The organism is Microcoleus sp. (assembly GCF_041354475.1).
Classification (GTDB): Bacteria; Cyanobacteriota; Cyanobacteriia; order Cyanobacteriales; family Microcoleaceae; genus Microcoleus.
In genome coordinates this window covers 122,406-138,536 of record NZ_JBGJZU010000002.1, presented here as the reverse complement: position 1 = coordinate 138,536, position 16,131 = coordinate 122,406, and the positions used below count along the sequence as shown (strand labels likewise).

12 protein-coding genes are annotated in these 16,131 nt (G+C 45.0%); 8 read left to right on the top strand and 4 right to left on the bottom strand.

All coding sequences use genetic code 11. From position 1 onward, the window contains the following. Nucleotides 1–48 precede the first annotated feature (48 nt). Nucleotides 49–1,500 (bottom strand): MFS transporter, encoded by a 1,452-nt coding sequence (locus ACBR23_RS01360; protein WP_371118551.1) that lies wholly within the window; start codon nt 1,498–1,500, stop codon nt 49–51. 320 nt (nt 1,501–1,820) lie between these two features. Continuing rightward, complete coding sequence (locus tag ACBR23_RS01355; protein ID WP_341739247.1) at nt 1,821–2,222, bottom strand: fasciclin domain-containing protein; 402 nt, start codon at nt 2,220–2,222, stop codon at nt 1,821–1,823. Nucleotides 2,223–2,528: 306 nt separating this feature from the next. On the opposite strand from ACBR23_RS01355, the gene ACBR23_RS01350 reads away from it, so the two are divergent. Then, nucleotides 2,529–2,654 carry a hypothetical protein gene (locus tag ACBR23_RS01350; RefSeq protein WP_341739248.1) on the top strand — a complete coding sequence of 42 codons (126 nt, stop codon included), beginning with the start codon at nt 2,529–2,531 and terminating at the stop codon, nt 2,652–2,654. 82 nt (nt 2,655–2,736) lie between these two features. Here the strand turns inward: ACBR23_RS01350 and pdhA are convergent, their stop codons facing one another. Next, nucleotides 2,737–3,774 carry a pyruvate dehydrogenase (acetyl-transferring) E1 component subunit alpha gene (gene pdhA / locus ACBR23_RS01345; RefSeq protein ID WP_341733817.1) on the bottom strand — a complete coding sequence of 346 codons (1,038 nt, stop codon included), beginning with the start codon at nt 3,772–3,774 and terminating at the stop codon, nt 2,737–2,739. A gap of 321 nt (nt 3,775–4,095) precedes the next feature. Here pdhA and ACBR23_RS01340 point away from each other — a divergent pair, with 321 nt between their 5' ends. From ACBR23_RS01340 to ACBR23_RS01310, 7 genes are all read left to right on the top strand, one after another. Further along, complete coding sequence (locus tag ACBR23_RS01340; RefSeq protein WP_371117719.1) at nt 4,096–6,408, top strand: IMS domain-containing protein; 2,313 nt, start codon at nt 4,096–4,098, stop codon at nt 6,406–6,408. A gap of 102 nt (nt 6,409–6,510) precedes the next feature. Then, the gene (locus ACBR23_RS01335; RefSeq protein ID WP_371118552.1) at nt 6,511–6,876 is read left to right on the top strand and encodes a hypothetical protein; all 366 of its coding nucleotides are present in this window, start codon (nt 6,511–6,513) and stop codon (nt 6,874–6,876) included. Between the two features lie 600 nt (nt 6,877–7,476). Further along, nucleotides 7,477–8,640: a GTP-binding protein gene (locus ACBR23_RS01330; RefSeq protein ID WP_371118553.1), complete on the top strand. Its 1,164-nt coding sequence runs from the start codon at nt 7,477–7,479 to the stop codon at nt 8,638–8,640. Between the two features lie 229 nt (nt 8,641–8,869). Beyond that, complete coding sequence (gene dtd, locus ACBR23_RS01325) at nt 8,870–9,325, top strand: D-aminoacyl-tRNA deacylase (RefSeq protein ID WP_371118554.1); 456 nt, start codon at nt 8,870–8,872, stop codon at nt 9,323–9,325. 670 nt (nt 9,326–9,995) lie between these two features. Next, a complete protein-coding gene (locus ACBR23_RS01320; protein WP_371117888.1) occupies nt 9,996–11,234 on the top strand; it encodes a HetZ-related protein in 1,239 nt (412 codons plus the stop codon). Between the two features lie 330 nt (nt 11,235–11,564). Beyond that, the gene (locus ACBR23_RS01315; RefSeq protein ID WP_371118555.1) at nt 11,565–13,949 is read left to right on the top strand and encodes an ABC transporter substrate-binding protein; all 2,385 of its coding nucleotides are present in this window, start codon (nt 11,565–11,567) and stop codon (nt 13,947–13,949) included. Between the two features lie 175 nt (nt 13,950–14,124). Continuing rightward, entirely contained in the window at nt 14,125–14,844 is a 720-nt protein-coding gene (locus tag ACBR23_RS01310; RefSeq protein ID WP_341739255.1) for a PHP domain-containing protein, read from the top strand. A gap of 20 nt (nt 14,845–14,864) precedes the next feature. Here the strand turns inward: ACBR23_RS01310 and ACBR23_RS01305 are convergent, their stop codons facing one another. Further along, a complete protein-coding gene (locus tag ACBR23_RS01305) occupies nt 14,865–16,073 on the bottom strand; it encodes an SGNH/GDSL hydrolase family protein (protein WP_371118556.1) in 1,209 nt (402 codons plus the stop codon). Nucleotides 16,074–16,131: the final 58 nt, after the last annotated feature.

Here is a 16,131-nt window from a genome sequence, read left to right as displayed (position 1 = left end):
TCCTTATATTTTAGACATTTTGGTCTACTACCCTTACATAAATTAACCTTATTTTGGAGGGCGATAGCCCATTTCATTCTCGGCTTTTTTTTCTTTGAGTTTCAACAATATTTCATCATGAACTTCGCGAGTAATTGGATAAAAATATGTTAAAATCATGCCGATAATTAAAGCAATTGTTGGCAAAGGTCCGATCGCAACTCGAATGGCAAACATTGCAGAATCCGGCTGTATAGGTGGTTCCTGTCCCTGAAGTGTAGGGAGAAATCCAGCTACTTCTAAGGCCTGCCCCACAAACCACAAACCGATCGCCAATCCAATTTTTTGTAACAATACCATAAACGAATAGAACACACCTTCGCGTCTTTGTCCAGTCTGTAATTCATCCAGTTCAATCACATCCGGTATCATCGACCAAGGTACCAAATAAGCAGTAGAAACTCCCACACCAGCCATCACTGCCAGGAAATACATCAATCCTACTTGTCCTGGTTGCAAGAAAAACAGTCCAGCTTGGGCAATAATCCACAAACTCATGCCCATAAAATATACAGCTTTTTTGCCGTATCTTTCGCTAACTTTACTCCAAACAAACAACATAGCCAGTGCAGTACCTTGAACGGCGATCGCAGTTTGGGTAAAAGCTGCTGGCGGCAGTTTCATCCAGTCGATCACAAAATAAGGCAAAATAGAAGCAGTTAATTGCACTCCCAACCAAGAACAGAGATAAATTCCAATCACGTACAAAAAAGGGCGATTATTAAATGCAATCCGTAACTGTTCTTTCAACGGCAACGATGTAGAATCATCTTCTACTACAGGATTTTCTGCCAGTTGAGCAAAGACGTGTTTACGAGTTCCCAAAAAGCACCAATATAAAGGTAATACTGAAATCACCGTACAGACAGCACCTAATATGATGTATTTTTGGGTATTGTCTTTAACTAAGGCAAAGATAATTTGGGCTAAAATTAGTGACAGAATGCTGCCACCGATAGAGAAACTAAACCGAAAACTATTGAGGCTAGTGCGTTCGTTATAATCTTGGGTTAATTCTGGGGTAAGTGCAGTGTAGGGAAGATTAACAGCCGTGTAAGCGGTGTTGAATAGAATCGAGATAATTACATAGTACCAAAACAGGATTGTGGGATTGTCGCTAGGAACAATCCACTGCAAAAAGAAGAAAATCCCAAAGGGAATTGCACCGTATACCATCCAAGGATACCGACGGCCCCAGGGGTGAGAGGTGCGATCGCTCAATACCCCCACAATCGGGTCGTTTACAGCGTCCCAAACCTTGCCAATCAGTAAAATATTGCTAGCAGTACCAGGAGCCAAACCAGCCACACTGGTAAAAAATAATAATAGGAAAAATACCAGAATATTCGCCGTGATAGCTGGGCCCAGGTCTCCCGCACCGTAAGCTAATTTGGTCGAGAAACTGAGTTTTTTGGTTTCGTGGCTGTTGGGGGCTCGCTCAGAAGGGGCAGTGTTGCTCATAAGCTGTGATTTCGCGGTTATTTGACAGCGGGAGTCTTGGTACTAGGAGTATAACTCGCTATTCGTCCTCTGAGTCAGTTTACTTTAGCGAACTCGACAAATTTCAAAAATTGGTAATTGGTAATTGGTAATTGGTAAACTGAGTTTGATTAAATAAAAAAGTAAGCGACACCCTTGAGAATGTCGCTTACTATCAGGAAATATGGGTGTCAAATGCTTAAATTAACAAGGAATAGCAATTACCTATTACCTATTACCAATTCTCGATCTTACCTCATCTTTCTGATAAAGGCTATATTTCACCCGATCCCAAACTTAGCTTACGCAGGAATCAAAACAGTATCAATGATATGAATAACACCGTTATCAACAACCACATCCGGTGTTGTAACAGTAGAATCATTAATCTTGACGCCATGAGAAGCATCAATTTTCACTGTTGAACCTTCTACAGTAGTAGCTGAAGTTAACTTCACCACATCCGCAGCCATCACTTTGCCGGAGACAACATGATACGTCAGGATTTGTGTTAGCTTCGGAATATCCTTAAGCAAAGTCTCTACAGTACCTTCAGGAAGCTTAGCAAAAGCTTCGTCAGTAGGTGCAAAAACTGTGAAGGGGCCAGGGCCTTTGAGGGTATCGACTAAACCAGCAGCTTTGACGGCAGCAACTAGGGTTGTGAAAGAACCAGCCTGAACGGCAGTATCAACAATGTCAGCCAAGATAGTCACCTAGTTTTGTAATCTGTTTATCAACATAACGCTAAAAAGTAAATTTAGCTACCTAATTGGTTATATCTTTAGTTTAGTTTTTTTGTGCAATTAGTTTCATAAATACCCCTCTCAAGATAGATGACATAATGTCGCTCTTCGGAAACAATTTAACCAAATAAAAAAATTCATCAAGGCAAAGTATTAGTTCTAGCTTCATTGATAAATCTCGATCTAAACTATGAACAGTAAACAACTAACTAGATAGTGACATGAGATACAAACTATTGGGTAACATTTGAATTAACCCTCGAACACATGGAGCGATTAAACGCAGTCAGTGCGATCGAATTGGGTTTTCCCCACGACTTTTTACAAAGTTCAATGGCCCAAGATTTTGCCTTTGGAGGCGGAATCGCAAAAATTAATAATCACCGCATTTAAATTTCAATTTAAGCTTGACAATTGTGCAGCCACAGGTTGTTAAAACCTGTGGCTGCAACGGGACTCAAAATATATCTAAAGACTACTCATCTTCAGCATAGATAAACCGATACAATTCACTGGGATCTGGCTCAGCGCTTTTTTCAGCAAAATCCACCGCATCATCAATGACTGCTTCAATCTTCTTCTCGATCGCCTTTAATTCCTCAGCCGTAGCCAAAGCGCGATCGATCAAATCAGCAGCCAACTTCTTAATCGGATCGCGAGGGAACCAAAATTCCTTCTCTTCCTTAGAACGTAACTCATCAGGATCGGCCAAAGAATGCCCCCTAAAACGATAAGTCAACGCCTCAATCACCGTCGGTCCCTCACCAGCCCGCGCGCGCGCCACAGCTTCTTTCGCCACTTCTCGCACCGCCAAAACATCCATCCCATCAACCTCAACCCCAGCCATACCAAAAGCATGAGCTTTCTTGTAAATCAGCGGGTCAGAAGTAGCACGTTCATGGGACATCCCGATCGCCCATTTATTGTTTTCCACAACATAAAGAATTGGCAACTTCCACAAAGCCGCCATATTCAAACATTCAAAAAACTGACCGTTATTAGCGGCACCATCCCCAAAAAAACAAGCAGTCACGCCATCGGAAGTCTGATCTCCCAAAGCCTCCCGGCGGTACTTAGATTGAAAAGCAGCCCCCGTCGCCACAGGAATCCCCTCAGCCACAAAAGCATAGCCCCCCAAAAGTCGGTGTTCGGCAGAAAACATATGCATCGAACCGCCGCGGCCCTTAGAGCAACCAGTTTCTTTCCCGAACAACTCCGCCATCACCTCCCGCGCCGGCACACCGGCACTCAAAGCGTGAACGTGGTCGCGATAGGTGCTGCTAACATAGTCAGTATCATCCCGGCGCATCGATCGAATCACCCCAGTAGAAACAGCCTCCTGGCCGTTGTACAAGTGAACAAAACCGAACATCTTGCCCCGGTAATACATCTCAGCGCACTTGTCCTCAAAAAAGCGCCCCAAGACCATATCTTCGTAAAGCATCAAACCTTCATCACGAGAAATACTTACGCTTGTTGCGTCAAAAGCTGGTAAAGTCCGTTCCTGAACCATAAATAATTAATACCTGATAAGTATTATGCAAACTGTTGATAATCGGTCAACGACCCTAACTATACCAATAATCGGTCAATCGGCTTTTATCCCCCCCCTTAGTTGGGGATAGCGACTGAACGAACAAACTGCTATTCTGTCAGCAGTGGGGCCCGACGCGCACCTCACTCTAAAATGCCCTCAAGGGAAACGAAGTACCTGGAAGGAAGTTCTCGCTCTCCATAACAGGAGTCAGAAGCCCAACCGATCAATTTTGATTTGATATGGGAGCGTCACCTAAGATAGGCTAATTCAGTTGCTAGCGCTTTGGGGAAGTGGACAGTGCTAATTCCACTAGATTATTATCGGATTCTAGGTCTACCGATTCAAGCTACTGCCGAACAGTTGCAGCAAGCTCATCGCGACCGGACGTTACAACTTCCACGCAGGGAGTATTCCGAAGTGGCGATCGTCGCCCGTAAACAACTGCTCGACGAAGCCTACGCCGTTTTGTCAGACTCAGAGGGGCGCAAAGCTTACGATGCCAGTTTTTTGGCCAAAACTTACGATCGCGAATCAGAAGCAGGGATTTTAGCCCAAAATCCGAGGTTAAAAGCCTCGACAGGCGTGGCCACAGTCCTGCAAGAAGCAGAAACAGACTGGCAAGAGTCCGGGGTTTTAGACGCTACTCCCGACCCCCATACTCCAAGTATTGAAATCGACGACAACCAGTTCGTAGGAGTCCTGCTGGTACTGCAAGAACTCGGAGAATACGAACTTGTACAGAAACTGGGCCGTCCCTATCTCAATAATGGCAGCTCTGCGATCGCACAAGGGCGCTTCGGCGACCCCCAGCTAGTGCGACCAGACATAGTTTTAACCATCGCCCTGTCCTGCTTAGAACTAGGCAGGGAACAGTGGCAACAAGGTCAATACCAAAATGCCACCAAATCACTAGACGCAGGTCAAGAACTGCTGCTGCGCGAAAGCCTATTTCCAAGCGTGAGGGGTGAAATGCAAACCGATATATACAAACTCCGTCCGTACAACATCTTACAATTACTATCCCTCCCAGAAGAAAAAGTCTCCGAACGTCGTCAAGGACTAAAAATCCTGCGAGAAATGCTCGAAGAAAGGGGTGGGATCGATGGTTCCGACGACGATCGATCGGGCTTGGGCATCGAAGACTTCCTACGCTTCGTCCAGCAACTGCGGAAACACCTAACCAGCAGCGAGCAGCAGACCCTATTTGAAGCAGAAGCTAGCCGCCCCTCCGCTGTAGGCACTTATCTCTCGGTTTACACCCTACTAGCTCAGGGATTTGCAGCCAGACAGCCCTCCATGATCCGCCGCGCCAAGCTGATGCTGATGCAGTTAGGCCGCCGCCAAGACGTCCACCTCGAAAAAGCCGTATGTTCCCTGCTGCTGGGCCAAACAGAAGAAGCCAGCAGAGCCCTAGAACTCAGTTCCGAAAAAGAACCCCTCGCCTTCATTCGTGAAAACTCCCAAGATTCTCCCGATTTGTTGCCAGGGCTGTGCTTATACGCCGAACACTGGCTACAGGAAGAAGTATTTCCGCACTTCCGGGACTTGGCAAAGCAGTCAGTTTCCTTAAAAGATTACTTTGCCGATCCCAAGGTACAAGCCTACCTAGAATCCTTGCCACAGGATACAGAAACAGCCAACGAGTGGGTTGTAGCCCAACCCCGCTCTACTGCCAAGGCTCAAGCTAGAGCGACACTCACTAGCTCACTCCAGCCATCCCCAGCCATTACAGGGCGATCGCCCACTGTTACCTTGACCCCCGGCCCTGCCACCATACCTCCCCCTAGGCAAAGCCCCAAATATGAGGAGACCGCAGCCCCACCTATCCCCCCAGTCATCCCCCAGGACTCGACAGCTACCCCCACGGGATACCCCCCTTCCTCCAGCTCAAAAGAACGCCGACGCCCCCATTCCTCCCGTCGCAGTGCCAAGAGTAGTGCAGGGCCAATGGGTGATTTAGTCGATCGAGCCAGGACACTAGGCTCGCAAATTTCAGCCCAAGTTCAGTCCATGCCTCGAAATCGGCTGGCTCTGCTGCTGGTGGCTGGTTTTCTGAGTCTGTTAATTCTGTGGTTGATTTTCAGTATCTTAGGTGGCATCCTCCAAGCTCTCTCAGGCCCATCTCTGCAAGGAGAACAAGCCTTAGTCAGCCTGGAAGCACCACCGATCGAAATTCCCCCCTTAGCCCCCGCCGCCCCAGAGCCTGGCCCTGTCGCCCCAGCCTCCGGCTCCGTCACAGAAGAAACAGCGCAGCAAATGATTCAAAGTTGGCTCTCAGCCAAAGCAGCAGCCCTCGGCCCCAATCACGCTATCGATGAATTAAAGCAAGTTCTGACGGAACCTGCTTTGTCTCGCTGGCAATTGATGGCAGAAGCTCAACAGCGAAACAACGCCCACCAGCGTTATACACACAAGCTCGAAATTACAAAGGTAACAACAAATCCGACTAATCCCGATCGGACCGAAGTCGAAGCCCAAGTTACCGAAAAGGCCGAAGTGTTCGATCGCGAACAGCTAGTTACTTCCCGTAACGAAAACCTCCGTATTCGCTACGACTTGATCCGCCAAGACGGACAATGGCGGATTATGGATTGGCAAGTTATGAAGTAGGGAATTGGGAATAGGGCATGGGGAATTGGGAATAAGACCCACCCCTAGCCCCTCCTCCGAGGGGAACCGGATCTAACTCCCCTCTAGAGAGGGGCTGGGGGTGTGTCGGATAGTTTTAAATTCTTGGACGAGGGTAGTGAATTGCAGATTATTGTTGAAGGCGATCGCGATCTACCCCATATAGACCCAGCTTCGCAAACAACCAGTTTATTCGATCGCCCAATTCAAAGATTACTGAACAGCATTCCCAGCCCTTCCCCAAATCAGTTAGCCGATGTCACCCTCCGAATCTATTCTCCTTGGAACTTTGCAGCATCAACTAGCGCCCAAACTTGGGTATTTGCAGCTACTGAATGGGGAATTGTTACTAATTTGTTATTAGAGGCGATCGGCGTGAATTCAATCACCGAAACCCCAATTAATTCAGAATCCAAAATTATTACACCCTCAGCTTGGTCAAAAGCCTGATTAATTCGTAGCGGAGTTCAGGGCGATCGCATTGCCATTGTACCTCATGGCGCTGACACCGATATTTATTATCCCCCCTCTCAACAGCAGCGTCAAACACTACGGCAAACCTTTGGATGGGAAGACTATTTTATATTTTTAAACATCGGAGGTCAAACCGATCGCAAAGGCATTCGCCCCTTATTAAAAGCCTTCATAGAAGGAGAAAACCTATTTATTTTAGATCCGGACTGGAAACATTTAATTCAGTTGATGCAGACACTTATCGAACAACCTGCATTTATAGCCAAAGCTCGACTTGCAGGCCCCCGTTTTGTCTCTGAAAACTTTACTTGGAAACACGCAGTAGACAAGTTGCTGGATGTGAGATCAATTTCGGTTGCATCATAATTATTAGCCTAAATTAGGAGACGGCAATGCCGTTTCCCTACAAGATTATTTTGGGTAGGGACACGGCATTGCCGTCTCCTCCATCATTCCGGTGCAGCCGGAATTCATATAATAATTAACAAATAACAACTCACAAATAACCAAGCACAAAAAATAAGATACAATAAAAACCACAAGTTCAAGCGATCGACCTTATTTGACACTCAAGCTATGCAATCTACAACAAATCAGTCCGAGACAGAGCCGGTAATGGACGCCCCCAAACACGGCTTGCCAGTTACCATCATTACAGGATTCCTCGGCAGTGGCAAAACAACCCTGCTCAACCATATCCTGACCAACCAGCAAGGTTTGAAAACCGCAGTTTTAGTCAACGAATTTGGCGAAATTGGCATCGACAACGAACTGATTGTCACCACCGAAGACAATATGGTCGAGCTCAACAACGGCTGCATTTGCTGCACAATTAACGAAGATTTGGTAAATGCAGTTTACAAAGTTTTAGAACGTCAAGAAAATCTAGATTATTTAGTAGTAGAAACTACCGGACTCGCCGACCCCCTACCAGTAGCTTTAACTTTTTTAGGCACTGAATTGCGAGACATGACTCGTCTCGATTCCATCGTGACAGTAGTAGATGCCTCCAATTACAGCTTGGATTTATTCAATTCTCAAGCAGCATACAGTCAAATTGCCTATGGCGATATTATTGTTCTCAACAAAACAGATTTGGTTGAGGAAGCAGATTTAGATTTGTTGGAAGTTAAGATTCGTGATGTCAAAGAAGGCGCTCGAATTCTCCGCACAGTAAAATCCCAAGTTCCTCTGCCACTCATCCTCAGTGTAGGATTGTTTGAATCGGACAAATATTTCCAAGCTGAGGAAACTGCTAGCAGTCACGACCATCACGACCATAACGACCATAACGACCATCACGACCACGCTCATCACGACCATCACGACCACGCTCATCACGACCATCACGACCATCACGACCATCACGACCACGCTCATCACGACCACGCTCATCACGACCATTCAGACCATTTAGATAATGATGGATTTACCTCACTTTCATTTCAGAGCGACAAGCCGTTTTCTCTGAGGAAATTTCAATATTTCTTAGACCACCAAATGCCTACAAATGTGTTTCGGGCAAAAGGGATTATGTGGTTTGAAGAAAGTCCCAAACGGCATATTTTTCACTTGAGTGGCAAGCGATTTTCCATCGATGATGATGAGTGGAAAGGCGAACGGAAAAACCAGATTGTCTTGATCGGTCAAGGTTTGGATATCGAGACTTTGCGATCGCAAATCGAAAACTGTCTCTGTCTGCCTTCACCGAATCGCGGCAAAGGATTTGGCAAAAAATAAAGACAACAGGAATTACACAGTACAACTTCCATGCTAGAGCCTGGAAATGTCTAGAGGATCTATCTGGCTTTTATTCATGAAAATAGGAGGTAGAGCCTCTGGATATGCGTTACCAGACTCTAGCTTGGTAACGAGTAAACGAATAAGTTCTGATGTCTTTAATGTCAGGAAAAGTCTATGAAACTGCCGTTTAGTATCATCTCTATCGATTACCAATTACCGATTCTGAATGCGAATAATCATCCAGCGAGTCCAATCGTCTCAAGTCGAAGTTAACGATCGAATAATTGGCAAAATTAGCCGCGGACTGAATCTGCTAGTAGGCATTGCCACTACCGACACCGAAGCAGAACTAGATTGGATGGCTCGCAAATGCCTAGAATTACGTTTATTTCCAGATCCAGCCACTGACACTGGCCGCTGGGAGAAATCCGTACAAGACATTGGTGGCGAGTTGCTTGTTGTCAGTCAGTTTACGCTTTATGGCGACTGCCGCAAAGGTCGGCGACCCTCATTCGATCGCTCTGCGCCCCCAGAAGCCGCCTCCATTCTGTATGACAAATTTGTCGAAAAGTTGCGCGCCAGCGGTTTAAAAGTCGAAACAGGCGTGTTTGGAGCTCAAATGCAAGTCTCTATAGATAATGATGGGCCGGTGACTTTGGTGTTAGAAAGAGAAGCAGGGTAAATTATCTACTGCTCTACCGGGTTTTGTCCAAGAATATTTCGTTATATCAAATCCGTTGACATCGGAATTATGATTTCTCTCTTCTCTTTCTCTGTGTCCTCTGTGTTCTCTGTGGTTTAATCATTCCGATACAACCGGAAACGATATTACAAGCCTGATGCAATGGCAAAAACCCGGTTGCTTTGGTTGTCCTGAGAAAGGATACATACCAATTTTCTAAATTAACCGGGTTTTCAAACTGCTCTGTCGTAGGTAGAGAATACATTGCAGTTCCCTACATTCTGCTGACTACCAATTCCAGAATCTTCCACCCCCAAAATCCCGTCTCAAGGCCAGTTAGTAAATTGTCCACTGAACGGCCTTGCTATACCCTCACTCGCAAGTGCGATCGCCCCACCTTCGCAATAGCTCACAATGTTTGTACAGCATAGGTTTAAGCACAAAATCACCAATGCTCTACAGCCAAAGCTTAAAATCAGATTCAGCAGCCAAAAACAGTTGCATGAGAGAGTGGAACACCTGAGTCACTGCACTATTTGTACTTCCCGTACATTCAATGTATAGAGAGTTGAATCCGCACAGCAAGCCAAACCGCCTGCAACTGCATCACTCACTCTCTGACAAAAGTCCTCGCACTGTCGCTGCGGTGCCCTACCACCTGATAAATACCATGACTGTCACAACTGCCACCAACTCCGTTAACTGCAACACCGCTTCTACCATCAACTCCATTCAAACTGCCCCCTGCGAACAAGCCCTCGAAATCAATCACGTTCCCAGCGTCGATACCCTAGCTTTGGCTGACTTCGCCCTCAAAGCGTTGCAAGCAGAGATGAAAACAGCAAGCCGTAGCGCTCAATCGGTGGCGATGCGGATTGCGAAGGAAGTCGAACGGATTTGCCAAAAAAGCGATCGCATCCAAATTTCCGGCGAAGTCCAAGCTTGGCAAATCACCTTAGCCGAACACCGCTTGCAAAAAACCCTGGAATTCTATCGCCTCGGTTCCAAGCAAGGCCGCGTCGAACTTCACTCTCACCTCGCATCGATGATTTACCGCCATGTTGCTTCCTTTAGATCGAACTTGAACTACCAAGCTCGCTACAACATGATTGAAGACTTTTTGCAAGGCTTTTACATTGAATCTTTACGGGCTTTCCGCCGGGAACACCAACTCGATCTGAGCTACCAGCCCCGCACACAGCTAGAATTGGCTGAGTACATGGCTTTCACCGAACACTACGCCAAACGCCAAATTGGCTTACCAGGCCGCAACCGCCAACGCCTGATTGTCCTCCGCGCTCAAGGTTTTGCCAAGGGTCAACCTCCTGAAACTGCGATCGACATTGAAATGGCTGTAGAATCTGGCAAGGGAGAAGATGCAGAAATGTACAGCCGCTCTCCAGCGCTGCAACAAGTGCGCGAACAAATGGTGTCTGAAACTGTCGATCCGGCTGATGCTGTGCTGCGCGATCGAGTAGTATCGGAATTGATTGCTTATCTGGAATCGCAAAATCAGCCAGAATGTGTTAGCTACCTCAATTTGAAATTGCAAGACCTTTCTGCTTCTGAAATCGATCGCGTTCTTGGTTTGTCTTCCCGTCAACGGGACTACTTGCAACAACGTTTCAAGTACCACGTCGAAAAATTTGCCCGCACTCAAAACTGGAAATTAGTCCACGAATGGCTCGGTGCTGATGTCGATCAAAAATTGGGAATGACTTCGGACAAGTGGGAAACATTTCGCGCTCAACTTTCCCCCGAACAGCAACAACTGTTAGCAATGAAGCGGAATCAAGAAAGTGACAAGGCGATCGCCACTGCGATCAAATGTACTCCCAAACAAGTCCAAAAACGTTGGGCGCAACTGTTGGAGCTGGCTAGCCAGACTCGCAACAGCACCCAAGCCTAACGGGTACTTCAACATGAATGTAACCCTTGGCTGGAGACAGGAAAATGCGATCGGGTGCGGTGTACTAAAAACAATGCCCGCCCCGGCGTCCTCTCTCAAAACTCCCACTAGGGATGCGGGATTATGAAAGATTTTCAGCTAATTAAATATATTAAAACAGCACTACTTTTTTTTAATATTTATGATTCCCAGGCCTAACCTGGGAATTTGTTTTTTATTGGTATAATTACCCTCCCGAACCCCGATTTCCCGTCGCCCCCCTTAACCAGCTCAAATTTGGTATGATTATGAATATTAACCATCGCACCCCCAAAAGATTCTATAAAATTTATGTCTCTCAATCCCGGAGATGAACTGACCGGACGCTATAAAATCATTAATAAATTAGGACAGGGAGGAGCAGCCATAACCTACACAGCTCAAGATTTACAAAACCCCTCAAATCCACCCTGCGTCATTAAAGAAATTCCTTTTCCACATACCGAAAATCCCTTGGTACTAAAAAAAGCTAGGAACCGATTTCAACAAGAAGTTTTGGCTTTGCAGACTTTGGGAAATGATTCGCGCATTCCCACATTATTAAATCACTTTGAGGAAAATGATAATTTTTACATAGTTCAAGAATTTATTACAGGAACTGCCATAAGTCAAGAACTCCTTACAGCAAAAAATCAGTGGAATGAAGCACAGGCGATTTCCTTTTTACGAGAAATTTTTGAAATCTTACAACTTGTTCACGACGCAAATATTATTCATCGCGACCTGACACCTTCTAACTTAATTAGGTCTACAACAGGGAATAAAATTGTTCTGATTGATTTTGGAGCGGTCAGAGAAGTCAGCACTTTGACTTCTAACAGTACAGGTGAAATATTGACATCAAAAGCATGGGGGACAACAGGTTATATGCCAGCAGAGCAATACAATCCCCAGTCAATTCCCCAACCATATAATGATATTTATGCAGTAGGAATTATCACGATTCAAGCTCTCACCGGGCGCCGTCCCACAAATCTGCCACAAGACCCTGATAGTTGCGAATTTATCTGGACTCATTTAACATCCGATCGCCTGAGCGACCCACTCAAAAATATCTTAACCAAGATGGTGCACTTTAACTTTAAAGACCGCTACCAATCTGCTACCGAGGTGTTGCAAGCCTTAAAGCCACTTGTAGCACCAGTCAAGTCAAAACCCAGAAAAAATTCACCCCACTTTCGTTGGTTACTATTCGGCTTTGCGGGAGTAGCCTCTGCATTAATCATCGCCTATTCTTTCTCCTTATTTCGACCAACAATTCCTTCACTAGCCTCTGTAGAGGGTATCAGTTCAGGAGAAAAACTCCTCATTCAAACCTCGCCACTCTGGTCAAAACAAAGAGGAATCAATGAGTTTGCCGATTTAAATTATCCAGAAGCTTTAAAATTGCTCAAACAGTCTTGGAGAGAAGACCGTAAAGACCCAGAAACTTTAATTTACATCAACAATGCCCTGCTCAAATCAATCAACGCAGAATATTACACCATCGCAATAGTCGTTCCCGTCCGCAGAAATCAGGACGGCAGCATTTTCAATGCCAACTTAGCAGAAGAACTGCTGCGCGGCATTGCTCAGGCTCAAACAGAAGTTAATTTAAGTCTCATCACTCCCAATAGTAGCAATAAAGACTTTCCCGGTCAAGAATTGCTCGAAACAAAACCTCTTAAACGCAAAGGACTGAGAGTCATCATCGCCGATGACGGCAATATCAAATCCTACGCAGTTAAAAGAGCAAATTCTCTGGTTGCTCAGCCCGATATTTTAGCAGTAATCGGACACTACACCAGCGACATGACCGTGGAAACAGTAGATATTTACAATCAAAATAAACTTGTCGCTATTTCTCCGGGAAGCACAACAGAAGAACTGACACGCAAACCCCGGAAATTTTTCTTTCGGACGGCTCCGACAACTAGCATAGAAGCTGAAGCTTTAGTAAATCAACTAATCTCAGTCGATCAGAAAAAAGTTGCAGTATTTTACAATCCCAACAGTCCGTTCAGCGCTTCTTTGTGGGAAGAATTTAAAAAACAATTTGAAGCCCTAGGAGGAACGACTTTTAGAATCAATAATTATTACGATTTATCTAAAAATAATTTTAACGCCCCAGCAGCAATCCAAGAAGTTGAAAAACAGGGAAAAATAGCCATACTTTTGATTCCAGATGGTCAAGTCACCAGTTCCCTAGAAAATGCGATCGAAATGATTAAAGCTAACAACGATCGCAATTGGATTGTCGGCCCTTGGACGCTGTACGAAACGAGAATATTAGAATTAGCCAAAAAGTTAAAGTCTGTTAAAAAACTGGGAATATCCGTGTTTTGGCATCCGTTAATCAGTTTTGACAAAAAATTTCCACTCAACGCTGAAAAATTGTGGGGAGGTCCGGTAAATACTCGATCGGCCTTAACCTACGACGCAGCCCAAACACTGATTAAAGCCCTAGAAATACAGCAGCAACCAAGTCGGGAGGGAATGCAACAAACCTTAGCATCACCAAATTTTCAAGCCAGTGGAGCCACGGGTATAATTGAATTTGACCCAAACACCGGCAATCGAAAAAACTCTCCTAAACGATTGGCGCACATTGTTCCGTGTTCTAGAGAACAATTTGGCCTGACATTTGTGCCGCTCGAATTTCCCACAGCCGCCGCCGCAGGTTTAAAATGCGAGTGAATTAATATCTTGCACCATTCTCAACAAACCTGTACGGGCGGGTTTTACAAACCATTTCTGCCGAAAATCAATAATTTCATAAACTCGCCCCGCCCGGTGTCACTCTCGCCACAAGTGCAACATATCAATTTATTAGATATATTGAACAAGGCTAGTTTTTTTTATAGGAACATTTATGAATGTCAATCTCGCTCCCTCACCCGGTTCTACTCTCAAACCAGAAGCCCAGAATATATGTGCACTCAAACAAGTCTTCCAGACAATTGATGCCCATAGCTGTCCTGGTTCCTATAACTTCCATATGCACACAGTCTACTCGGATGGACGCTTGCAGCCAGAGGAATTGCTCCAAAAAGCGATCGCCCTTGGTCTCAAAGGCTTAGCTATTACAGACCACCACAGCACCAAAGGCTACGAAAAAGCTCAAATTTGGTTGAATAATTGGAAATTAGACCATCCCGACAACAATAGCACCATACCCACTCTGTGGACAGGGGTGGAAATTAATGCTGAATTACTAAATAACGATGTACATATTCTCGGTTATGGCTTCGATCCGCAACATTCCAGTCTCCAACCCTACTTAGGAGGTAAAGGTACAGAAGGAACTTATTTGTATCCAGCCATCAGGGTAATTGAAGCTATTCATGAAGCAGGAGGTTTAGCCGTTCTGGCCCATCCCTGTCGGTATCGTTCTACCGCTGATAAATTAATCCCAGAAGCTGCTCGTTTCGGCATTGACGGTGTAGAAATCTACTATGCCTACGGTAATCCAAATCCTTGGAAACCAAGCCCCAAACAAACTGCTTTAGTTAAAGATTTAGCAGAAACTCACAGCTTGTTTGGAACTTGTGGAACTGATTCTCACGGTCTGAGTCTTTTAGTCAGAATCTAGATATAGGATCAGATTCAAACTTAAGGCTCTGCTTTGAACTTATCGCATAAGTTTTCTGCAATAAGTTGACCAACTTGCTCATAGCCTTGGCTATTCCAATGACCTTCACAGGGCAGAGCATTGGGAAAGCCCTGTACACAAGTTTTATTTTTTTCTGCATACTCTCGCAATCGCGGGACTGTATCCAATGTCGTAATATTGAGGCGATCGCCAAGGGATTTGATTCTGTGATTAGGATAATACAAGTCCTTAATGCCAAATTGTTTCATATAGCTTTGACGAGCTATAGGATCTGGATGGACTTGATATCCCGTACTAACAATCAAAACCATAAAATCTGCCTTTTTTACCTTAACTTCCTGATTTATTAGTGTAATTAATCCTTCTGTCACCTGCCAAGCCTCTTTCCATACTGGCTCAATAGGTTCTTGAAAGTTCTTAGGGAATCGTTCTTTTTCTGTGGCATCAAGCAGACGTTTTTTATGATCTAAATCAACTTTTCTGACTAACCGCAAAATGCGTGAATTATTGACGAACCAAGTGGGAAGATAATCAACCGAGGAAAATTTTAAATAGTCATGTTCTTCCGGTGACATTTTCAGCCATGACATATCTGGGACTAATTCACCATTTTTATATAAAAAAAAGGGCCGACGTTTATAAAATTCAAGCTTTTTTGAATTATTAATAATATCGTTGCCCGAAAAAAAAGCTAAGATCACCAAATCGGGAGAATATTTCCAGACTTTCTGGCGCAGAGTCATTAGTTCTTGAGCCGTCCCATAACCCTGAACCCCAAAATTAATTACCTCAACTTTGCGATCGCCTAAAGCACTACATTTTTTATTGAGTTGCTTTCTCATTTTCCACCAAAAAGTATTTTCCATCGGCACTTGTAAAGCTTCGGCAAAGGAATCTCCCACCACCGCGATCCGAAAAGTTTTTGGTGGTTTCTCCTTCGTATGTTCACGATCGCGTAAACCATCTTTATTCGCTTGGATCAAGGAGCGCTCTCCTTCACCCAGCCACTCGAAAGACGCGCCCGGATTCAATGACCAAGCTCCAGCGGGATCGTCTAATCTGTAAGTATCAAAAGAGACAGGCTCACGGGGCTTTTTCAGACCTTTAATTCCCCCCAGATGAAGACCTAATTCTCCCAGGAAAACACCCGCCATAATTCCCCCCAAAATTAGGCTCAGTTGTTGCCCCCATAAACTTAGTTTTCTCATGTTAGTTTTCTCATGGGTAGAAAGCTGAAATCTGGAACTAGATGCTAGCCTTATCTGT

Coding starts and splice junctions, on each gene's coding strand:
- ACBR23_RS01360 (WP_371118551.1), bottom strand. CDS start 1,500: ATGAGCAACACTGCCCCTTCTGAGCGAGCCCCCAACAGCCACGAAACC.
- ACBR23_RS01350 (WP_341739248.1), top strand. CDS start 2,529: ATGGAGCGATTAAACGCAGTCAGTGCGATCGAATTGGGTTTTCCCCAC.
- pdhA (WP_341733817.1), bottom strand. CDS start 3,774: ATGGTTCAGGAACGGACTTTACCAGCTTTTGACGCAACAAGCGTAAGT.
- ACBR23_RS01330 (WP_371118553.1), top strand. CDS start 7,477: ATGCAATCTACAACAAATCAGTCCGAGACAGAGCCGGTAATGGACGCC.
- dtd (WP_371118554.1), top strand. CDS start 8,870: ATGCGAATAATCATCCAGCGAGTCCAATCGTCTCAAGTCGAAGTTAAC.
- ACBR23_RS01320 (WP_371117888.1), top strand. CDS start 9,996: ATGACTGTCACAACTGCCACCAACTCCGTTAACTGCAACACCGCTTCT.
- ACBR23_RS01315 (WP_371118555.1), top strand. CDS start 11,565: ATGTCTCTCAATCCCGGAGATGAACTGACCGGACGCTATAAAATCATT.
- ACBR23_RS01310 (WP_341739255.1), top strand. CDS start 14,125: ATGAATGTCAATCTCGCTCCCTCACCCGGTTCTACTCTCAAACCAGAA.
- ACBR23_RS01305 (WP_371118556.1), bottom strand. CDS start 16,073: ATGAGAAAACTAAGTTTATGGGGGCAACAACTGAGCCTAATTTTGGGG.